This window comes from Pantoea sp. X-Soil-TKNS-1279 (genome assembly GCF_059730565.1).
This window is the reverse complement of record NZ_AP035948.1, coordinates 2,504,558-2,519,501: the sequence shown is the minus strand read 5'-3', so window position 1 is coordinate 2,519,501 and position 14,944 is coordinate 2,504,558. Positions and strand designations below refer to the sequence as shown.

The window sequence follows — 14,944 nt, the reverse complement described above, 5'->3', positions numbered from 1 at the left end:
GTGCGAGCCGATGTCGTCATCCCGCAGAGGCGCTGTTGGGCGGGCGGGACGGAAAAAATAAGAGGGGAAGTATACGTGAAATGTTAGAGTGCGTCAGCTATCGGATAGACGCCGGAATCAGGCAGGGAAACTCCAGCGCCGATTAACGGCGCCGTTGAAAGCGACGAGGATTTTTGACGCTTTTGTCCTCACGTACCTTCCAGTGGCGGGAAATAGCAAATCCCATCAATGCAATCAGGACCGCGACAACAATGAGCATAGACATAGGGCCATTCCTTTAATTTGTGTAGCCACAAATTTATAAGAAAGGATTTCAGGCTGCAATTGTTCGCAGGCTAAATAAGACTTATCTCATTGTATTAATTATTGTTATATTAAACATGTCGTTAAGGTGCTTTCATAAAGTAACAACTGGACCTGTGCCTGCGATTAATCCTAATTCAAAGGCACTTTTATACGGTTTTTCGGGGATTTTGCGGCTAAATCAGAGGATTCCGACTATTTTGCCGTCAGAAGCTCTGGAAAAGCAATGTGCTGGATTGATTAAAATATTTAAACTGATAGCGGAGTAATTGACGTATGACGATGATTTTTCCTTCAGAACTGAAGGATTTGGAACAAGACCTGCTGCGCTTTGAACAGGCATTGCAGCAATTTGCTGAACGTTTAGGTCTGCAACTGAATGAACACGACGCCGATCATGTGGCCGTTCGTTGCCATCAATACGCGACAGCGGAGCGCTGGAAGCAAGGTTTGCTGCAAATCGGTAGCCAGTTCTCTGAAGCGATGATCAATGGTCGTCCGATTTGTTTGTTCAAACTGCATCAGCCGCTGCAACTGGCGGGATGGCAGATCGATGTGATTGAGTTGCCGTGGCCGGGGGAAAAACTTTATCGCCACGAGGGCTGGGAACATGTGGAAATTGTGCTGCGTGGTGAACCGGACACGCTGGGCATGCGGGCGATGGCGCTGCTGGCCGATGAGGCGTTGACTCAGCCCGGCATCTCCTTCAAAACCAGCGCCCCACAGGGCGAAAAGGAGCGTCTGCCCAATCCGACCCTGGCGGTCACGGATGGGCAAACAACCATCAAATTTCATCCGTGGCGGCTGGAAGAGATCGTCGCCAGCGAGCAAGACTAGCGCCGTGCAGCGATCGCCCGTTGCAGCCGCGTGATCGCTTCCTCCAGCGTGGCGCGGGTACAGCCGAAGTTAAAGCGCACGAAGCGGCCATCACCAAAATCGTGCCCTGGCGAGAACCCCAGACCATGCAGTTCGAAATAACCCGTCGGGTTGTCGACATCCAGCCCGCTGGCATCGATCCAGCCAAGATAAGTCGCTTCGGGTGCGACCATACTCAGTCCCGGCAACGCATTCACCTGCTCAACCAGCCGGTCGCGGTTGGCGCGCAGATAGGCGATCTGCGCCGCCAGCCAGTCATCTCCACCGCGCCATGCGGCTTCTGCGGCCACCAATGCCAGGATATCCACACCGGGCACAATCCCCTGACGTGTTTGTTTAAAGCGCCTGCGCAATTCCGGGTTGGGGATGATCGCCATTGAGGCACCAAGACCCGCAATGTTGAAGGTTTTTGAAGGGGAAATCAGTGTAATGCTGCGCTGGGCTGCATCCTCGCTTAAGGTGGCAAAGGGAATATGCTCCACACCTGGAGTGAGAAGCAAATCACAATGAATTTCATCGGAGCAGACAATCAAATCGTGCTGTTGGGCAAAAGCCAGTTGCGCCAGCAGTTCTGAACGGCGATAGACCGTGCCGCCGGGATTTTGCGGATTACACAGCATCAATAAACGTTCATTGCCCTGCAATCTTTCAGGGGCAGTGTGTAAATCCATAAGCCAGCGCTGACCTTCTAATCGCAACGGCAGACTGATCTGCGCGCGTTCAGCCAGTTTCGCCGCCGCGCGAAACGGTGGATAAATGGGTGCCGGTGCGACCGTGCTTTGTTCGGAGTCGGTAAATGCACGGACCGAAAGATTGAGGCCGCATACCACGCCAGGCAGCAAGACAATCCACTCTGGCTGAATGCGCCAGCCATAACGCTGCTCAAGGCGGGAAATTGTGATATCTATCAAACCGCTGGGGGTGTCGCCATAACCAAACACCCCATGCTCAGCGCGCTGCTTTATCGCTTCAATAACGCATTCAGGGGAGCGAAAATCGGTATCCGCAACCCAGAGTGGCAGTACATCCTGATCGCCATATTTGTGCCATTTCAAACTATCGCTGTGACGACGGTCTATCCATTGGTCAAAATTGAATGCCATAGTGAGTTTTCCACGTAAACTGTCTCCAATGAGCAGACTAACTTAAGCAATCTTCCCGAGCCAGCTGTCATGTAAAGGAGAAAAGTATGACGAAACTGGAAATATGCTGCTACGGCATCGACTGTGCAATGACTGCGCAGCTGTCCGGTGCTGACCGTCTGGAACTGTGCAGCGCGCCACGCGAAGGCGGGTTAACCCCCTCCGCAGGGGTGCTGGAAGCCGTACGACGAGAAATTACCATTCCGGTACATCCGATTGTTCGGCCACGCGGCGGCGATTTTTGCTACACCGACCGTGAGTTTGAAACCATGAAGTCGGATGTGGCGCTGATACGCGAGCTGGGTTTCCCTGGGCTGGTGATTGGTATGCTGGACGAAGATGCCCATGTGGATATCGCCCGTATGCGGCAGATTATGGCGCTGTGTGATGGGATGGCGGTGACCTTCCATCGCGCCTTTGATTTGTGCCACAGCCCGAAACGCGCGCTTGAAGTGTTAACTGATCTGGGTATCGCGCGGATACTGACTTCGGGCCAGCAGCAAAGTGCGGAAACCGGAATTCCATTATTACGGGAACTTAATGAACAGAGTAGCGGTCCAATTATTATGGCAGGGGCTGGCGTCCGTTTAAGCAACCTGCAAAAGTTTCTCGATAGTGGTTTGCAGGAGGTTCACAGCTCGGCCAGCCGCTTAGTTGCTTCTCCGATGCGCTACCGTAAAGCGGGTGTATCGATGTGTTCAGAAGCGGAAAACGATGAATTCAGCCGCTACTGCGTTGATGGTGATGTGGTTGAAGCCATGAAAAGCATGATGCAAATGAACAGCATCCGGGTCGCCTGACATCGTACCATTTTTGCCGCACAGCACGCCGATAGCCTGACGTGATGTTTGCAAGTACCAAACCCCAGTCTTCTTGCTGGGGTTCTTTTTATCAAACGCGCTTTAACGACTGCTCATAAATATCAATGGCCGTGGCAATGATAGCCGCCTGAGACACCCCGGTATCACTTGCCAGCAACTCGATACGATCAATGGTTTGCAACGGCAGTTTATAGGTTTTAGGTTTGACACCCCGTTTTTCGTCGCTGCGCTTCTGGATATCACTTGCTGATTGAATCATGCTCAACCCCTTAGTATCGAGTCAGGTAAGGTAGGGTACTACTCGTTTTATTAAGATTGCCTTGGGGAGTTTAGAAGATCGTCCTTGAGAGTAATCTTGTGAGTAACCAAACTATAGACGCTTAATCAGGCTTGACTTTATTCAGAAGGGTTCTGCATTGGGATGCTGGATTAAATGCAACATCGATCACGAAAGTGATATTTCCGTGGTGAGACTGGGGTTAAGTAATTAAATCAAAGTATAAATAAACTTTTGCGCTGCGTAATTTGGCCGTTATGCGGTGAATCCCCCTGTGCGGAGGGGCAAAGCCAAGGTTTCTGACGTGTCATGCGGGCCGGGATTGGGGCTTATCCGGCTCACCGGGAGGCACCCGGCACCGCACATCATTCAATTTCAAACAGTTAATCAATACGCACTGGCGGCGGTCTTTCCCTTCCACGGCAATAGCAACTTTTAACCAGGCCATAGCGCATCATGGAAAAAGATGCTTACATTGACGTTAAGGCTATTCACGGATAACCATCATGAAATCCATCTCTTGTGCCGTTTTACTGCTGCTTTTTCCGCTCAGTGGCGCTGCGCTGGCCGTCAGCACGCAATGCCCACCGCTGAGCAAAAATATCACCAATAGTAACAACTGGATCATGCTGGGTGGCAATGCCAAAGGCGCGGTACGTCAGGTTATTGCCGGTGAGTTTGGCAAAGATGTGGATTCACAAAAACGGATTCTGGGGCAGTTTGATCCCTGCGGTGATTTGATGGTGGCAGATATCACTTACGATAAAAGTGAAAGCAATGTCGTCCTCAGCATGGAGCAACATATCGCACGGGTGCAGGGCGGCTGGGTCGCTGAATATGCTTATCTGGTCAAGGTGCTGAAAGAAGGTAAAGAAGTGGTGGTAGATAACCGGCAGGGTACCATCAACTGGCAGATGGGACAGCGCGGAAACATCATCAGCTCGTCGGATAAATTTACCAGCATGGGCAAAGATGGCTTCACCGATACCACCTATCGCTATGACAAACACTTTCGGCTGGAGCGCAGTATCGCGCGCGGCAGCGATGAGCTGACCAACGGCGAGAGTGTCTACAACTGGAATCCACAAGGGCTGGTGACCAGCGCCACCAGCGCACGCAGCAAAGATACCTACACCTACGATAACCAATGGCGTGAGTTACGTCTGAACGGCACGGCCAGCACCCCCGTCAGCACCATCCGTTCTGTCGATGAATGTCAGCTATGGGACGAGGTCGGCAACTGCACACTAAGTTATTTGCATGAAACGGAAGTGTTTGAAAAAGGGACTATCGAGCGCCACCTGAGTTCGGCATATAAATATCAGTATTGGGATAAGCCAACGGAAGAACAGTAATCTCGTTAGCGGCGCGTTAAACCGCGCCGCAGGCAGGCTTATTTCACCGTTTTGCTGAACGCATCGACCGCCAGAATGGCGTTAGCAATATCTTCCGGTGAGAGATGCGGATTGAGGTTTTTGAGCGTATCACCGTCACTGTTTGCCAGCGCGCCGATCCGCACCAGATTCTCCCAGCTTTCACTCTCCAGATGCACCTCTTTCAGGGTGGTAGGCATGTTGATCGAGCGATAGAAACGGATATAGCGGGCAATTTCCTCATCCGGGCGCTGCTCCAGCACCATCTGCGTCAGCGTGCCATAAGCCACTTTCTCGCCGTGCGTCAGATGATGGATATCGCCATCGATGGCGGTAAAGCCATTATGAATGGCGTGCGCGCCCGCCAGTCCGGCATTTTCAAAACCCAGGCCAGAGAGCAGGGTATTGGCTTCCACCACCGCTTCCACCGCCGGCGTCACGTGTTTCTCCGACACGGCGGTCCAGGCGCTGAAACCCCAGGTCAGCAGCGTTTCTTCACAGGCGCGGGCGATCGCCAGACCGGCGATAGTGGGATCGCCATTGACCATTGATTTGGCATGTGAACGGAGCACCGCCTGGGCTTCAACCCAGGTGGCAAGACCATCTGCAATACCCGAGGCGAACAGGCGCGCCGGTGCAGCGGCACAGACGGCGGTATCCACCAGTACCAGATCCGGGTTTTTGCTGTAGAAACGATAGCTTTCAAACACGCCGCTGTCGGAGTAGATCACTGAAAGCGCGCTACAAGGCGCATCGGTTGACGCGACCGTCGGGACGATGGCGACCGGCAGCTTCAGTTCATCGGCTACCGCTTTTACCGTATCCAGCGTCTTACCGCCGCCCAGCCCGACAATCACGTTGCTGCCCTGAGACTGTGCCAGTTGCGTCAGACGGTTGATCTCATTGCTGGACGCCTCACCCTTAAACGCCTGGCGGCTGAACTCGACGCTGGCAGCTTTTAAGGTCAGCTGGGTACGCTCGCCAATCAGCTGCCAGACAATATCATCGGCCACCAGAAACGCGTGATGACCCAGCTCGGCGATGTATGACCCCAGTTCATCCAGCACGCCAGCGCCTTGAACATACTTCCGTGGTGAAGAGAAAATAAATTTACTCATAGCCATAACTCCTTTGGGTTAGAAAAGAGACTGGCACCACACTGACACAGAAGCCTGACGGCAATTTAACCTTTGGTGGCAAGTTGAGAATCATTCTCAATTAATCACGGAAGGTAACTATCGTGTTCACGCAGACACAGCGTTAAGATGTAGGACAATTCACCGGGAGTCGGCCATGACGTTACTGATTTCATTTCTGTTTACCATCACCATCCTCACCTTAACACCGGGTTTCGATACGGCACTGGTGCTGCGTACCGCAGCAGCTCAGGGCTGGCAACGCGCTTCCGCCACCGCGTTTGGCGTGACATTAGGTTGTCTCGCCTGGGGCGTGATGGTGGGGCTGGGGTTGGGTGCGTTACTGCTGGCGTCCGAGATGGCGTATAACCTGCTGAAATGGATCGGGGCGTTATATCTGCTGTGGCTCGGAGTGAAGTTGCTGCTGAATCCGCGCACCCAGGCGCTGGAGGGGCAGCCCAGCGCCACCAAAGAGCAAGGCTTTTTCGCCTGCTTCGTACGCGGTTTACTCGGTAATATGCTGAACCCGAAAGTGGGGGTGTTTTATGTCACTTTTCTGCCGCAGTTTATTCCAGCCGGCGCTTCCGTGCCGTTGTGGTGTACCTTGATGGCGTTGACCCATATGGCGATTGGCCTGGTGTGGAATGCTGTGCTGATTGGCGGTAGTCACTACTTTGCTGCGCATCTGCGCCGTCCGGCGGTGATTAAAGTGATGGACCGACTGACCGGTTGCGTGTTTATCGGGTTCGCCGCGAAGCTGGCGCTGTCGCGGCGTTAAGGCTTACGGTTTGCGGGCTATCAGCACCGCGCGCAGCGGAGCCGGGTAACCTTCTACCGTTTTACTGCTGTCGTGCGGATCCAGGAATTCGGCCAGTGACTCACTGGTCATCCAGTCGGTGCGACGCTGCTCCTCCACCGAGGTGATAGCGTAATCAGCAATGCGCACATCCACAAAGCCACACTTCTCCAGCCAGCTTTTCAGTGCAGCGGCAGACGGAATAAAGTAAACGTTACGCATCTGCGCATAACGTTCACCGGGCACCAGTACCGCGTTCTCATCACCTTCAATCACCAGCGTTTCCAGCACCAACTCCCCCTCACTGACTAACTGATTTTTCAGTTGCAGCAGATGGTCCAGCGGTGAACGGCGGTGATACAACACGCCCATCGAAAACACGGTATCGAACGCCTGTAGTGCCGGGAGCTGCTCAATGCCAAGCGGCAGCAGATGCGCGCGGCGATCGTCGCCCAACAGTTTACGCACCGCTTCGAACTGACAGAGGAACAACTGCATCGGGTCGATGCCCACCACCAACTGCGCGCCCGCACCGACCATGCGCCACATGTGATAACCGCTACCGCAGCCGACATCCAGCACGGTACGGCCCGCCAGCGGCGAGATATGCGGCAACACGCGCTGCCACTTCCAGTCCGAACGCCATTCGGTGTCGATCTCGGTGCCGTACAGGGAAAACGGCCCTTTGCGCCACGGCATCAAATTACGCAGCAGTTTCTCAATCCCGGCGCGCTGACGCTCGGTTAAATCATCCTGCTGGGCACTGACGCTGTGGAGTAAATCAAGTTTCTGCGGCACCAGCGCCGGAAGGTGTTCAACCGACTTTTCCCAGTTGCGAAAGTGGCCGTGCAAATTTTCGCGCTGCCAGGCCGCAACCTGTGCCGGTAACACTTCCAGCCAACTGGCGAGCGGGCCGGTCGCGATTTGTTGATAGAACCTGCCAAAATCAATCATTTCAACGCCACCAGTGAGCCAAAGTTAAAGCACTGGAACCACAACTCTGCGTGACCAAAACCGGCCTGTTTCAGACGGGCCTTATGGGTTTCTACGCTGTCGGTCAACATGACGTTTTCCAGCATGCTGCGCTTTTGGCTGATCTCCAATTCGCTGTAGCCATTGGCCCGCTTAAAGTCGTGATGCATGTTAAACAGCAACTCGCCGACTTCAGCATCTTCAAAGCTGAATTTCTCAGACAGCACCAGCGCGCCGCCCGGGTTCAGCCCCTGAGCGATTTTCTCCAGCAGCAGCACGCGTGCATCGGGTTCGAGGAATTGCAACGTAAAGTTCAACACCACCAGGGAAGCGTTTTCGATCGGAATATCGCGGATATCCGCTTCTAACACCTGAACCGGCGTATCGGCACGGAAAGCGTCGATATGACGACGGCAGCGTTCCACCATCGCCGGTGAATTATCGACTGCAATGATCTGGCAACCCGGCACATGGATATTGCGGCGCACCGAAAGCGTCGCCGCACCCAGCGAGCAGCCGAGATCGTAGACTTGGCTGTTGGGCTGGACAAAGCGTTCTGCCAGCATGCCAATCATCGAAATGATGTTGGAATAACCAGGGATCGAGCGCTGAACCATATCAGGAAAGACTTCAGCCACGCGCTCGTCAAAGGTCCAGTCACCTAATTTATTAATGGGCGCGGAAAATAGCGTATCGCGGTCAGACATAATGAAATATCCGGAGAGAAAACGGAAAGGGCGCTATTCTGGCAGAAACTGCCGCAGGCTGCACCCGTTTCCCATGAGTGTAGCCTGCGCGATCAGAACAGGCTCGATTGCTGCGGCCAGACGGGCAGGGCAGGCAGACACGGTTCCAGTTGCTGCAACTGTGGCCACAATGCCTGAATCAGCGGGAAAACCTCGCCCATATCCGGGGTATGGATAAACAGCAGTGGATCGCTCTCCACCTGCCATTCCGCCAGCTTACTCTGCCACGGTTGAAACAGCGGCAGGCTTTCGGTCACGCTATCGCTCCCGATAAAACGGACCATCGGTTGCTGTCCGGTGCGCACTGCATGCGGTGGTACGCGCGGCTTCTTTCTGCGTGCTTCAATGGCGGCGGCAGTTTGCGATTGTGAAGCATGCACCGGGCGGCTATCGAGGATCACTCGATTTATCCCACGCTGTTGCAGGCCGCGATTCAGGGCGCGCTCGGCTTCCCCTTTAGCGAAGAACGCCGCGTGGCGCACTTCCACGCCATAGCTGAAGCGGTGTGGCAGGCTATCCAGAAATTGCCACAGGTCATGCAGCTGTGCCGGAGCAAAGGTGGAGGGCAGTTGTAGCCAATATTGGCCGATGCGGTTGGCTAACGGGTCCAGCAGGCGGAAAAACTCAGCCAGCAAGTCATCGCACTGACGCAGTGCAGCCTGGTGGCTAATGCTGGCGGGAAATTTAAAGCAGAAGCGGAAATCATCGTGGGTCATATCGTACCAGCGCTGGACGACTTCCGGTTTCGGCAGGGCGTAGAGGGTGGTGTTGCCTTCGACACAATCGAATAACTGCGCGTAATCCGCCAGCGTCTCCAGGCCAAATTGTTTCCAGTGTGGATGCTGCCACTGCGGCAAACCAATACGTAGCGTCAAAAATGATCTCCAGGCGGTAAAATCCGCCACAGGTTAACCGGTTTTCGCAACCGTGGGATAACAAGCTGTGACAAAAGCAGATGTTTTGTTGGCTTTGGCGCGGCTCTACTTATCCTGTCTGGCTTTTTCCATTATAATAGCCGCCTTTTTTGCGGCAGCATCTCAGAAGGTTACGCGGCCTGATGTTGTCAGCAGCAGCGGCGAAGTTAAAAGGATACGTTATGCGTACAGAATATTGCGGACAGCTCAATCTGTCTCATGTGGGTCAGCAAGTCACTCTTTGCGGCTGGGTAAACCGCCGTCGCGATCTGGGTAGCCTGATTTTTATCGATATGCGCGATCGTGAAGGCATCGTGCAGGTGTTCTTCGATCCCGATCGCCAGGAGGCTTTCCAGCTGGCGTCTGAGCTGCGTAACGAATTCTGTATTCAGATTACCGGCACCGTGCGTGCGCGTGATGAGAAGAATAAAAACATCGACATGGCAACCGGCGAGATTGAGATCTTTGCCCACGACCTGAACATCATTAACCGTGCTGAGCCGCTGCCGTTGGACTCCAACCAGGTCAACAGCGAAGAAGCACGCTTAAAATACCGTTACCTTGACCTGCGTCGTCCGGAAATGGCGCAGCGTCTGAAAACTCGCGCGAAAATCACCAGCTTCGTGCGTCGCTTTATGGATAGCGAAGGTTTTCTCGATATCGAAACCCCGATGCTGACCAAAGCCACACCGGAAGGCGCGCGTGATTACCTGGTACCGAGCCGCGTGCATAAAGGTAAATTCTATGCACTGCCGCAGTCTCCGCAGCTGTTCAAGCAGCTGCTGATGATGTCCGGTTTTGATCGTTACTATCAGATCGTCAAATGCTTCCGCGACGAAGACCTGCGCGCTGACCGCCAGCCTGAATTCACCCAGATCGACGTTGAAACCTCCTTCATGACCGCCGAGCAGGTGCGTGAAGTGATGGAGCGTCTGATCCGTGAACTGTGGTTGGATATCAAAGGTGTTGATCTCGGTAGCTTCCCGCAGATGACCTTCGCGGAAGCGATGCGTCGTTACGGTTCCGATAAGCCAGACCTGCGCAACCCGATGGAACTGGTAGATGTTGCTGATCTGCTGAAAAACGTTGAGTTCCAGGTGTTCTCTGGCCCGGCGAACGACGTGAAAGGCCGTGTGGCAGCGTTGCGTGTTCCGGGTGGTGCTACCCTGAGCCGTAAACAGATTGATGAATACGGTAAGTTCGTTGAGATCTACGGCGCGAAAGGCCTGGCGTGGATGAAGGTCAACGAGCTGGCGAAAGGCTTCGAAGGGGTTCAAAGCCCGGTTGCGAAGTTCCTGAGTCCTGAGATTGTGGCCGCGATCCTGGAGCGTACCGGTGCGCAGGATGGCGATGTGATCTTCTTTGGTGCTGACCGCGCCAAAGTGGTGTCAGATGCGCTGGGTGCGCTGCGTCTGAAAGTGGGTCGCGACCTGCAAATCACCAATGACAAAGCCTGGGCACCGCTGTGGGTGATCGACTTCCCGATGTTCGAAGCGGATGACGAAGGCGGTCTGGCTGCGATGCACCATCCGTTCACCTCGCCGAAAGAGATGACGGCATCAGAGCTGGCGGCTAACCCGGAGCAGGCAATCGCCAACGCTTACGATATGGTGATCAACGGTTATGAAGTGGGCGGCGGTTCGGTACGTATCCACAATGGCAACATGCAGCAGGCGGTGTTCAGCATTCTCGGCATTGCTGAAGAAGAACAGCGCGAGAAGTTCGGCTTCCTGCTGGATGCATTGAAATATGGTACGCCACCGCATGCGGGTCTGGCCTTCGGTCTGGACCGCGTCACCATGCTGCTGACCGGCACTGACAACATTCGTGATGTTATCGCCTTCCCGAAAACAACTGCGGCGGCCTGTCTGATGACCGAAGCGCCAAGCGAAGCCAACCCGGCCGCGCTGGCGGATCTGGGGATTCAGCTGGCACCGAAGAAAGACAAGCTCGAGAATAAATAATGGGTTATAAGCATCCGGTTTCGGTTCTGGTGGTGATTTTTGCTCAGGACTCGGGCCGGGTGTTGATGCTGCAACGCCGTGATGACGACAGCTTCTGGCAATCGGTCACCGGCAGCCTCGAAGCCGGGGAAACCCCGCTTCAGGCCGCTCAGCGTGAAGTGCAGGAGGAACTGGCGATTGATGTGGTGAATGAACAGCTGGCGCTGGTGGATTGCCACAAACAGATCGAATTTGAGATCTTCCCGCATTATCGCCACCGCTACGCCCCGGGTACCACCCACAACCGCGAGCACTGGTTCAGGTTGGCACTGCCCGCCGAGCGCGAGGTGATCCTCAGCGAACACCTTGCCGCGCGCTGGCTGGCTCCCGCGGATGCAGCAGCCCTGACCAAGTCCTGGAGTAACCGCCAGGCAATTGAAGAATTTATCTGAATGCCAGCCGCCGCGCGTTTTTCCGGCGGCAAATTCTTTAAGATTTTTATTTATTCGATGCGGTTTAACTGCATTGCAGACTTAAACAGACGGGCGTTATCGGCGCAGCGAGGTTGTACACCGCCAGCAAGATAGCCCGTGCAATAGACGAGAGATGAGAAATGGCCGGACATAGTAAATGGGCAAACACCAAGCACCGTAAGGCTGCTCAGGATGCAAAGCGCGGTAAAATCTTCACCAAAATCATTCGTGAGCTGGTCACTGCCGCGAAACTGGGTGGTGGCGATGCCGGTTCTAACCCGCGCCTGCGTGCTGCAATGGACAAAGCCCTGTCCAACAACATGACCCGTGACACCATGAACCGTGCAATCGCGCGTGGCGTGGGTGGTGAAGATGATTCCAACATGGAAACCATCATTTATGAAGGCTACGGGCCGGGTGGTTCAGCGGTCATGGTTGAGTGTCTGAGTGACAACCGTAACCGTACCGTGGGCGAAGTGCGTCATGCCTTCACCAAAACGGGTGGCAACCTCGGCACAGACGGCTCCGTTTCCTACCTGTTCAGCAAAAAAGGCGTGATCTCGTTTGCTCCGGGCCAGGATGAAGATACCCTGATGGAAGCTGCGCTGGAAGCCGGTGCGGAAGATGTCGTGAGCTACGATGATGGTGCGATTGATGTCTTCACCGCCTGGGAACAGTTGGGCGCAGTGCGCGATGCGCTGGAAGCCGCTGGCCTGAAAGCCGATGAAGCTGAAGTCACCATGATCCCATCGACTAAAGCCGATCTGGATGCGGAAACCGCACCAAAACTGCTGCGTCTGATTGATATGTTGGAAGATTGTGACGACGTGCAGGAAGTTTACCATAACGGTGAAATTTCTGATGAGGTGGCGGAAACGCTGTAATGGCGTTTTCTCAACCGCAACCTGCCGGAGGCGCGCTATGGCAATAATTCTCGGGATCGATCCCGGCTCGCGCGTCACCGGTTACGGTGTTATTCGTCAGACCGGCCGCCAGCTCAGTTACCTGGGCAGCGGCTGTATCCGCACCAACGTGACCGACCTGCCTTCCCGTCTCAAACTGATTTACGCTGGCGTCAGCGAAATCATCACCCAATTTTCCCCGGACTTTTTTGCCATCGAACAGGTGTTTATGGCGAAAAACGCGGATTCTGCGCTCAAGCTGGGACAGGCTCGTGGTGCGGCGATCGTTGCCGCAGTGAATCTCGATTTGCCGGTGTTTGAATACGCGGCGCGCCAGGTGAAGCAGACGGTTACCGGCATCGGTAGCGCGGAGAAAAGCCAGGTGCAGCACATGGTGCGAACCTTGCTGAAGTTACCGGCGAATCCCCAGGCCGATGCGGCCGATGCGTTGGCGATTGCCATCACTCACTGCCACGTCAGCCAGAATGCCGCACGGATGAGTGACAGCAAACTGGTGCTGACGCGCGGCAGGCTGCGATCGGGCTAACGAACACCCCCATCAGGCTGGATATTCATCCAGCCTTTTTTATGTTATAAATAGCCGCCATACGGGTTCATACAAATAAGGAAGCGTTCAGGTGATTGGTCGTCTACGAGGCAATATTTTGGAAAAACAGCCGCCGCTGGTGTTGATTGAGGCGCACGGTGTCGGTTACGAAGTGCATATGCCAATGACCTGCTTCTATGAGCTGCCTGAACTCAATCAGGAAGCCATCATCTTCACCCAGTTCGTGGTGCGTGAAGATGCGCAACTGCTGTTCGGCTTTAACAGCAAGCAGGAGCGAGCGCTATTCCGCGAGCTAATCAAGGTCAACGGCGTGGGGCCAAAACTGGCACTGGCGATCCTCTCCGGCATGTCGGCTCAGCAGTTTGTTACCGCCGTGGAAAAAGAAGAGATTGCGGTGCTGGTGAAACTCCCTGGCGTCGGGAAAAAAACCGCAGAGCGTCTGGTGGTCGAGATGAAAGACCGCTTCAAAGGGATGCATGGCGACCTGTTTGGTGGTGATAACGCCTTTACCCTGACCACGCCATCTGCGGCACCAGAGAACAACGACGCCGAAGCAGAAGCGGTTGCGGCGCTGGTAGCGCTGGGGTATAAACCGCAGGAAGCCAGCCGTATGGTCAGCAAAATTGGCCGACCCGGTGCGGATTGTGAAACCCTGATCCGTGAAGCCCTGCGCGCAGCCATTTGAGGTAATGCATGATTGAAGCCGATCGCCTGGTCTCGGCCGGCAGTGTCAACGAAGAAGAGAGTCTTGACCGCGCCATCCGTCCTAAGCTGCTGGCAGAATATGTCGGTCAGCCACAGGTGCGTGAACAGATGGAGATCTTCATCAAGGCTGCGCAGTTGCGCGGTGATGCGCTTGATCATCTGTTAATTTTTGGTCCCCCGGGCCTCGGCAAAACCACGCTGGCAAACATTGTCGCCAATGAAATGGGTGTCAATCTGCGCACCACTTCGGGGCCGGTGCTGGAGAAAGCAGGGGATCTGGCGGCGATGCTGACCAACCTTGAACCGCATGATGTGCTGTTCATCGATGAGATCCATCGGCTGTCACCGGTGGTGGAAGAGGTCCTTTATCCGGCGATGGAAGATTACCAGCTGGATATTATGATTGGCGAAGGCCCGGCGGCGCGCTCGATCAAACTGGATCTCCCTCCTTTTACCCTGATTGGTGCCACAACGCGTGCGGGTTCATTGACATCGCCGCTGCGCGACCGCTTTGGCATTGTTCAGCGACTTGAGTTCTACAACGTGGCTGACCTGCAACATATTGTGGGTCGGAGCGCAGCCTGTCTTGGCCTGACATTAAGTGAGGAAGGCGCGCTGGAAATCGCCCGTCGTTCACGCGGTACACCACGTATTGCGAACCGTCTGCTGCGCCGTGTGCGTGACTTTGCCGAAGTACGCGCCAATGGCAACATGAGTGGAGACGTTTCCGCCAGCGCGCTGGATATGCTGAATGTCGACAGCCAGGGTTTTGACTATATGGATCGCAAGCTGTTGCTGGCGATTATCGATAAGTTTATGGGCGGGCCGGTGGGGCTGGATAACCTGGCTGCTGCCATCGGTGAAGAGCGTGAAACCATTGAGGATGTGATTGAACCCTTCCTGATCCAACAAGGGTTCATTCAACGCACGCCGCGTGGCCGTATGGCAACGCAGCATGCGTATCGTCACTTCGGCATTTCGCGCGAAGAGTAAACCG

Annotated in this window: 17 protein-coding genes; 10 read left to right on the top strand and 7 right to left on the bottom strand. The window is 54.7% G+C overall.

Annotated features, from left to right (window positions below; translation table 11 throughout):
• Positions 1-142 precede the first annotated feature (142 nt).
• Positions 143-265 carry a hypothetical protein gene (locus AC6I8N_RS11925; protein WP_013509482.1) on the bottom strand — a complete coding sequence of 41 codons (123 nt, stop codon included), beginning with the start codon at positions 263-265 and terminating at the stop codon, positions 143-145.
• Positions 266-579: 314 nt separating this feature from the next.
• Between AC6I8N_RS11925 and AC6I8N_RS11920 the strand changes: the two genes are divergently transcribed.
• The gene (locus AC6I8N_RS11920) at positions 580-1,140 is read left to right on the top strand and encodes a VOC family protein (RefSeq protein WP_021182944.1); all 561 of its coding nucleotides are present in this window, start codon (positions 580-582) and stop codon (positions 1,138-1,140) included.
• Here the strand turns inward: AC6I8N_RS11920 and AC6I8N_RS11915 are convergent.
• Entirely contained in the window at positions 1,137-2,282 is a 1,146-nt protein-coding gene (locus AC6I8N_RS11915) for a MalY/PatB family protein (protein ID WP_497829119.1), read from the bottom strand. The genes AC6I8N_RS11920 and AC6I8N_RS11915 overlap by 4 nt on opposite strands.
• Before the next feature lie 86 nt (positions 2,283-2,368).
• On the opposite strand from AC6I8N_RS11915, the gene cutC reads away from it, so the two are divergent.
• On the top strand, positions 2,369-3,121 hold the full coding sequence (gene cutC, locus AC6I8N_RS11910; protein ID WP_021182946.1) for a copper homeostasis protein CutC: 753 nt from the start codon (positions 2,369-2,371) through the stop codon (positions 3,119-3,121).
• A gap of 91 nt (positions 3,122-3,212) precedes the next feature.
• On the opposite strand, the gene AC6I8N_RS11905 is transcribed toward cutC, so the two are convergent.
• Positions 3,213-3,401 (bottom strand): hypothetical protein, encoded by a 189-nt coding sequence (locus tag AC6I8N_RS11905; protein WP_021182947.1) that lies wholly within the window; start codon positions 3,399-3,401, stop codon positions 3,213-3,215.
• Between the two features lie 524 nt (positions 3,402-3,925).
• Between AC6I8N_RS11905 and AC6I8N_RS11900 the strand changes: the two genes are divergently transcribed.
• On the top strand, positions 3,926-4,774 hold the full coding sequence (locus AC6I8N_RS11900) for a hypothetical protein (protein ID WP_021182948.1): 849 nt from the start codon (positions 3,926-3,928) through the stop codon (positions 4,772-4,774).
• 38 nt (positions 4,775-4,812) lie between these two features.
• Here AC6I8N_RS11900 and AC6I8N_RS11895 read toward each other — a convergent pair whose 3' ends face one another.
• Entirely contained in the window at positions 4,813-5,910 is a 1,098-nt protein-coding gene (locus AC6I8N_RS11895; protein WP_497829118.1) for a glycerol dehydrogenase, read from the bottom strand.
• A gap of 175 nt (positions 5,911-6,085) precedes the next feature.
• Between AC6I8N_RS11895 and AC6I8N_RS11890 the strand changes: the two genes are divergently transcribed.
• A complete protein-coding gene (locus AC6I8N_RS11890) occupies positions 6,086-6,706 on the top strand; it encodes a LysE family translocator (RefSeq protein WP_497829117.1) in 621 nt (206 codons plus the stop codon).
• 3 nt (positions 6,707-6,709) lie between these two features.
• On the opposite strand, the gene cmoB is transcribed toward AC6I8N_RS11890, so the two are convergent.
• The 3 genes from cmoB to AC6I8N_RS11875 all read right to left on the bottom strand — a co-directional run bounded on the left by cmoB (position 6,710) and on the right by AC6I8N_RS11875 (position 9,317).
• The gene (gene cmoB / locus AC6I8N_RS11885) at positions 6,710-7,678 is read right to left on the bottom strand and encodes a tRNA 5-methoxyuridine(34)/uridine 5-oxyacetic acid(34) synthase CmoB (RefSeq protein ID WP_497829116.1); all 969 of its coding nucleotides are present in this window, start codon (positions 7,676-7,678) and stop codon (positions 6,710-6,712) included.
• The gene (gene cmoA / locus AC6I8N_RS11880) at positions 7,675-8,403 is read right to left on the bottom strand and encodes a carboxy-S-adenosyl-L-methionine synthase CmoA (RefSeq protein WP_013509473.1); all 729 of its coding nucleotides are present in this window, start codon (positions 8,401-8,403) and stop codon (positions 7,675-7,677) included. Before cmoA ends, cmoB begins: the two co-directional genes overlap by 4 nt.
• Positions 8,404-8,495: 92 nt before the next feature.
• Positions 8,496-9,317, bottom strand: a complete 822-nt coding sequence (locus AC6I8N_RS11875; RefSeq protein WP_497829115.1) for a DUF72 domain-containing protein — start codon at positions 9,315-9,317, stop codon at positions 8,496-8,498.
• A gap of 221 nt (positions 9,318-9,538) precedes the next feature.
• Here AC6I8N_RS11875 and aspS point away from each other — a divergent pair, with 221 nt between their 5' ends.
• The 6 genes from aspS (at position 9,539) to ruvB (ending at position 14,940) form a co-directional block, all read left to right on the top strand.
• Entirely contained in the window at positions 9,539-11,320 is a 1,782-nt protein-coding gene (gene aspS / locus AC6I8N_RS11870; protein WP_497829114.1) for an aspartate--tRNA ligase, read from the top strand.
• Positions 11,320-11,751, top strand: a complete 432-nt coding sequence (gene nudB, locus AC6I8N_RS11865; protein ID WP_021182954.1) for a dihydroneopterin triphosphate diphosphatase — start codon at positions 11,320-11,322, stop codon at positions 11,749-11,751. Before aspS ends, nudB begins: the two co-directional genes overlap by 1 nt.
• Positions 11,752-11,912: 161 nt before the next feature.
• Positions 11,913-12,656, top strand: a complete 744-nt coding sequence (locus AC6I8N_RS11860; RefSeq protein ID WP_021182956.1) for a YebC/PmpR family DNA-binding transcriptional regulator — start codon at positions 11,913-11,915, stop codon at positions 12,654-12,656.
• 37 nt (positions 12,657-12,693) lie between these two features.
• The gene (ruvC, locus tag AC6I8N_RS11855; protein WP_084875399.1) at positions 12,694-13,221 is read left to right on the top strand and encodes a crossover junction endodeoxyribonuclease RuvC; all 528 of its coding nucleotides are present in this window, start codon (positions 12,694-12,696) and stop codon (positions 13,219-13,221) included.
• Positions 13,222-13,312: 91 nt separating this feature from the next.
• Entirely contained in the window at positions 13,313-13,927 is a 615-nt protein-coding gene (gene ruvA / locus AC6I8N_RS11850) for a Holliday junction branch migration protein RuvA (protein WP_497829113.1), read from the top strand.
• An 8-nt stretch (positions 13,928-13,935) separates the two neighbouring features.
• Positions 13,936-14,940: a Holliday junction branch migration DNA helicase RuvB gene (ruvB, locus tag AC6I8N_RS11845; RefSeq protein WP_021182958.1), complete on the top strand. Its 1,005-nt coding sequence runs from the start codon at positions 13,936-13,938 to the stop codon at positions 14,938-14,940.
• Positions 14,941-14,944 lie beyond the last annotated feature (4 nt).

Bases quoted from the DNA above. Each gene is read 5' to 3' on its own strand.
- AC6I8N_RS11890 (WP_497829117.1), top strand. From the start codon at position 6,086: ATGACGTTACTGATTTCATTTCTGTTTACCATCACCATCCTCACCTTA.
- cutC (WP_021182946.1), top strand. From the start codon at position 2,369: ATGACGAAACTGGAAATATGCTGCTACGGCATCGACTGTGCAATGACT.
- cmoB (WP_497829116.1), bottom strand. From the start codon at position 7,678: ATGATTGATTTTGGCAGGTTCTATCAACAAATCGCGACCGGCCCGCTC.
- AC6I8N_RS11895 (WP_497829118.1), bottom strand. From the start codon at position 5,910: ATGAGTAAATTTATTTTCTCTTCACCACGGAAGTATGTTCAAGGCGCT.
- ruvB (WP_021182958.1), top strand. From the start codon at position 13,936: ATGATTGAAGCCGATCGCCTGGTCTCGGCCGGCAGTGTCAACGAAGAA.
- aspS (WP_497829114.1), top strand. From the start codon at position 9,539: ATGCGTACAGAATATTGCGGACAGCTCAATCTGTCTCATGTGGGTCAG.
- ruvC (WP_084875399.1), top strand. From the start codon at position 12,694: ATGGCAATAATTCTCGGGATCGATCCCGGCTCGCGCGTCACCGGTTAC.
- AC6I8N_RS11900 (WP_021182948.1), top strand. From the start codon at position 3,926: ATGAAATCCATCTCTTGTGCCGTTTTACTGCTGCTTTTTCCGCTCAGT.
- AC6I8N_RS11915 (WP_497829119.1), bottom strand. From the start codon at position 2,282: ATGGCATTCAATTTTGACCAATGGATAGACCGTCGTCACAGCGATAGT.
- AC6I8N_RS11905 (WP_021182947.1), bottom strand. From the start codon at position 3,401: ATGATTCAATCAGCAAGTGATATCCAGAAGCGCAGCGACGAAAAACGG.
- AC6I8N_RS11860 (WP_021182956.1), top strand. From the start codon at position 11,913: ATGGCCGGACATAGTAAATGGGCAAACACCAAGCACCGTAAGGCTGCT.
- AC6I8N_RS11925 (WP_013509482.1), bottom strand. From the start codon at position 265: ATGTCTATGCTCATTGTTGTCGCGGTCCTGATTGCATTGATGGGATTT.
- cmoA (WP_013509473.1), bottom strand. From the start codon at position 8,403: ATGTCTGACCGCGATACGCTATTTTCCGCGCCCATTAATAAATTAGGT.
- nudB (WP_021182954.1), top strand. From the start codon at position 11,320: ATGGGTTATAAGCATCCGGTTTCGGTTCTGGTGGTGATTTTTGCTCAG.
- AC6I8N_RS11920 (WP_021182944.1), top strand. From the start codon at position 580: ATGACGATGATTTTTCCTTCAGAACTGAAGGATTTGGAACAAGACCTG.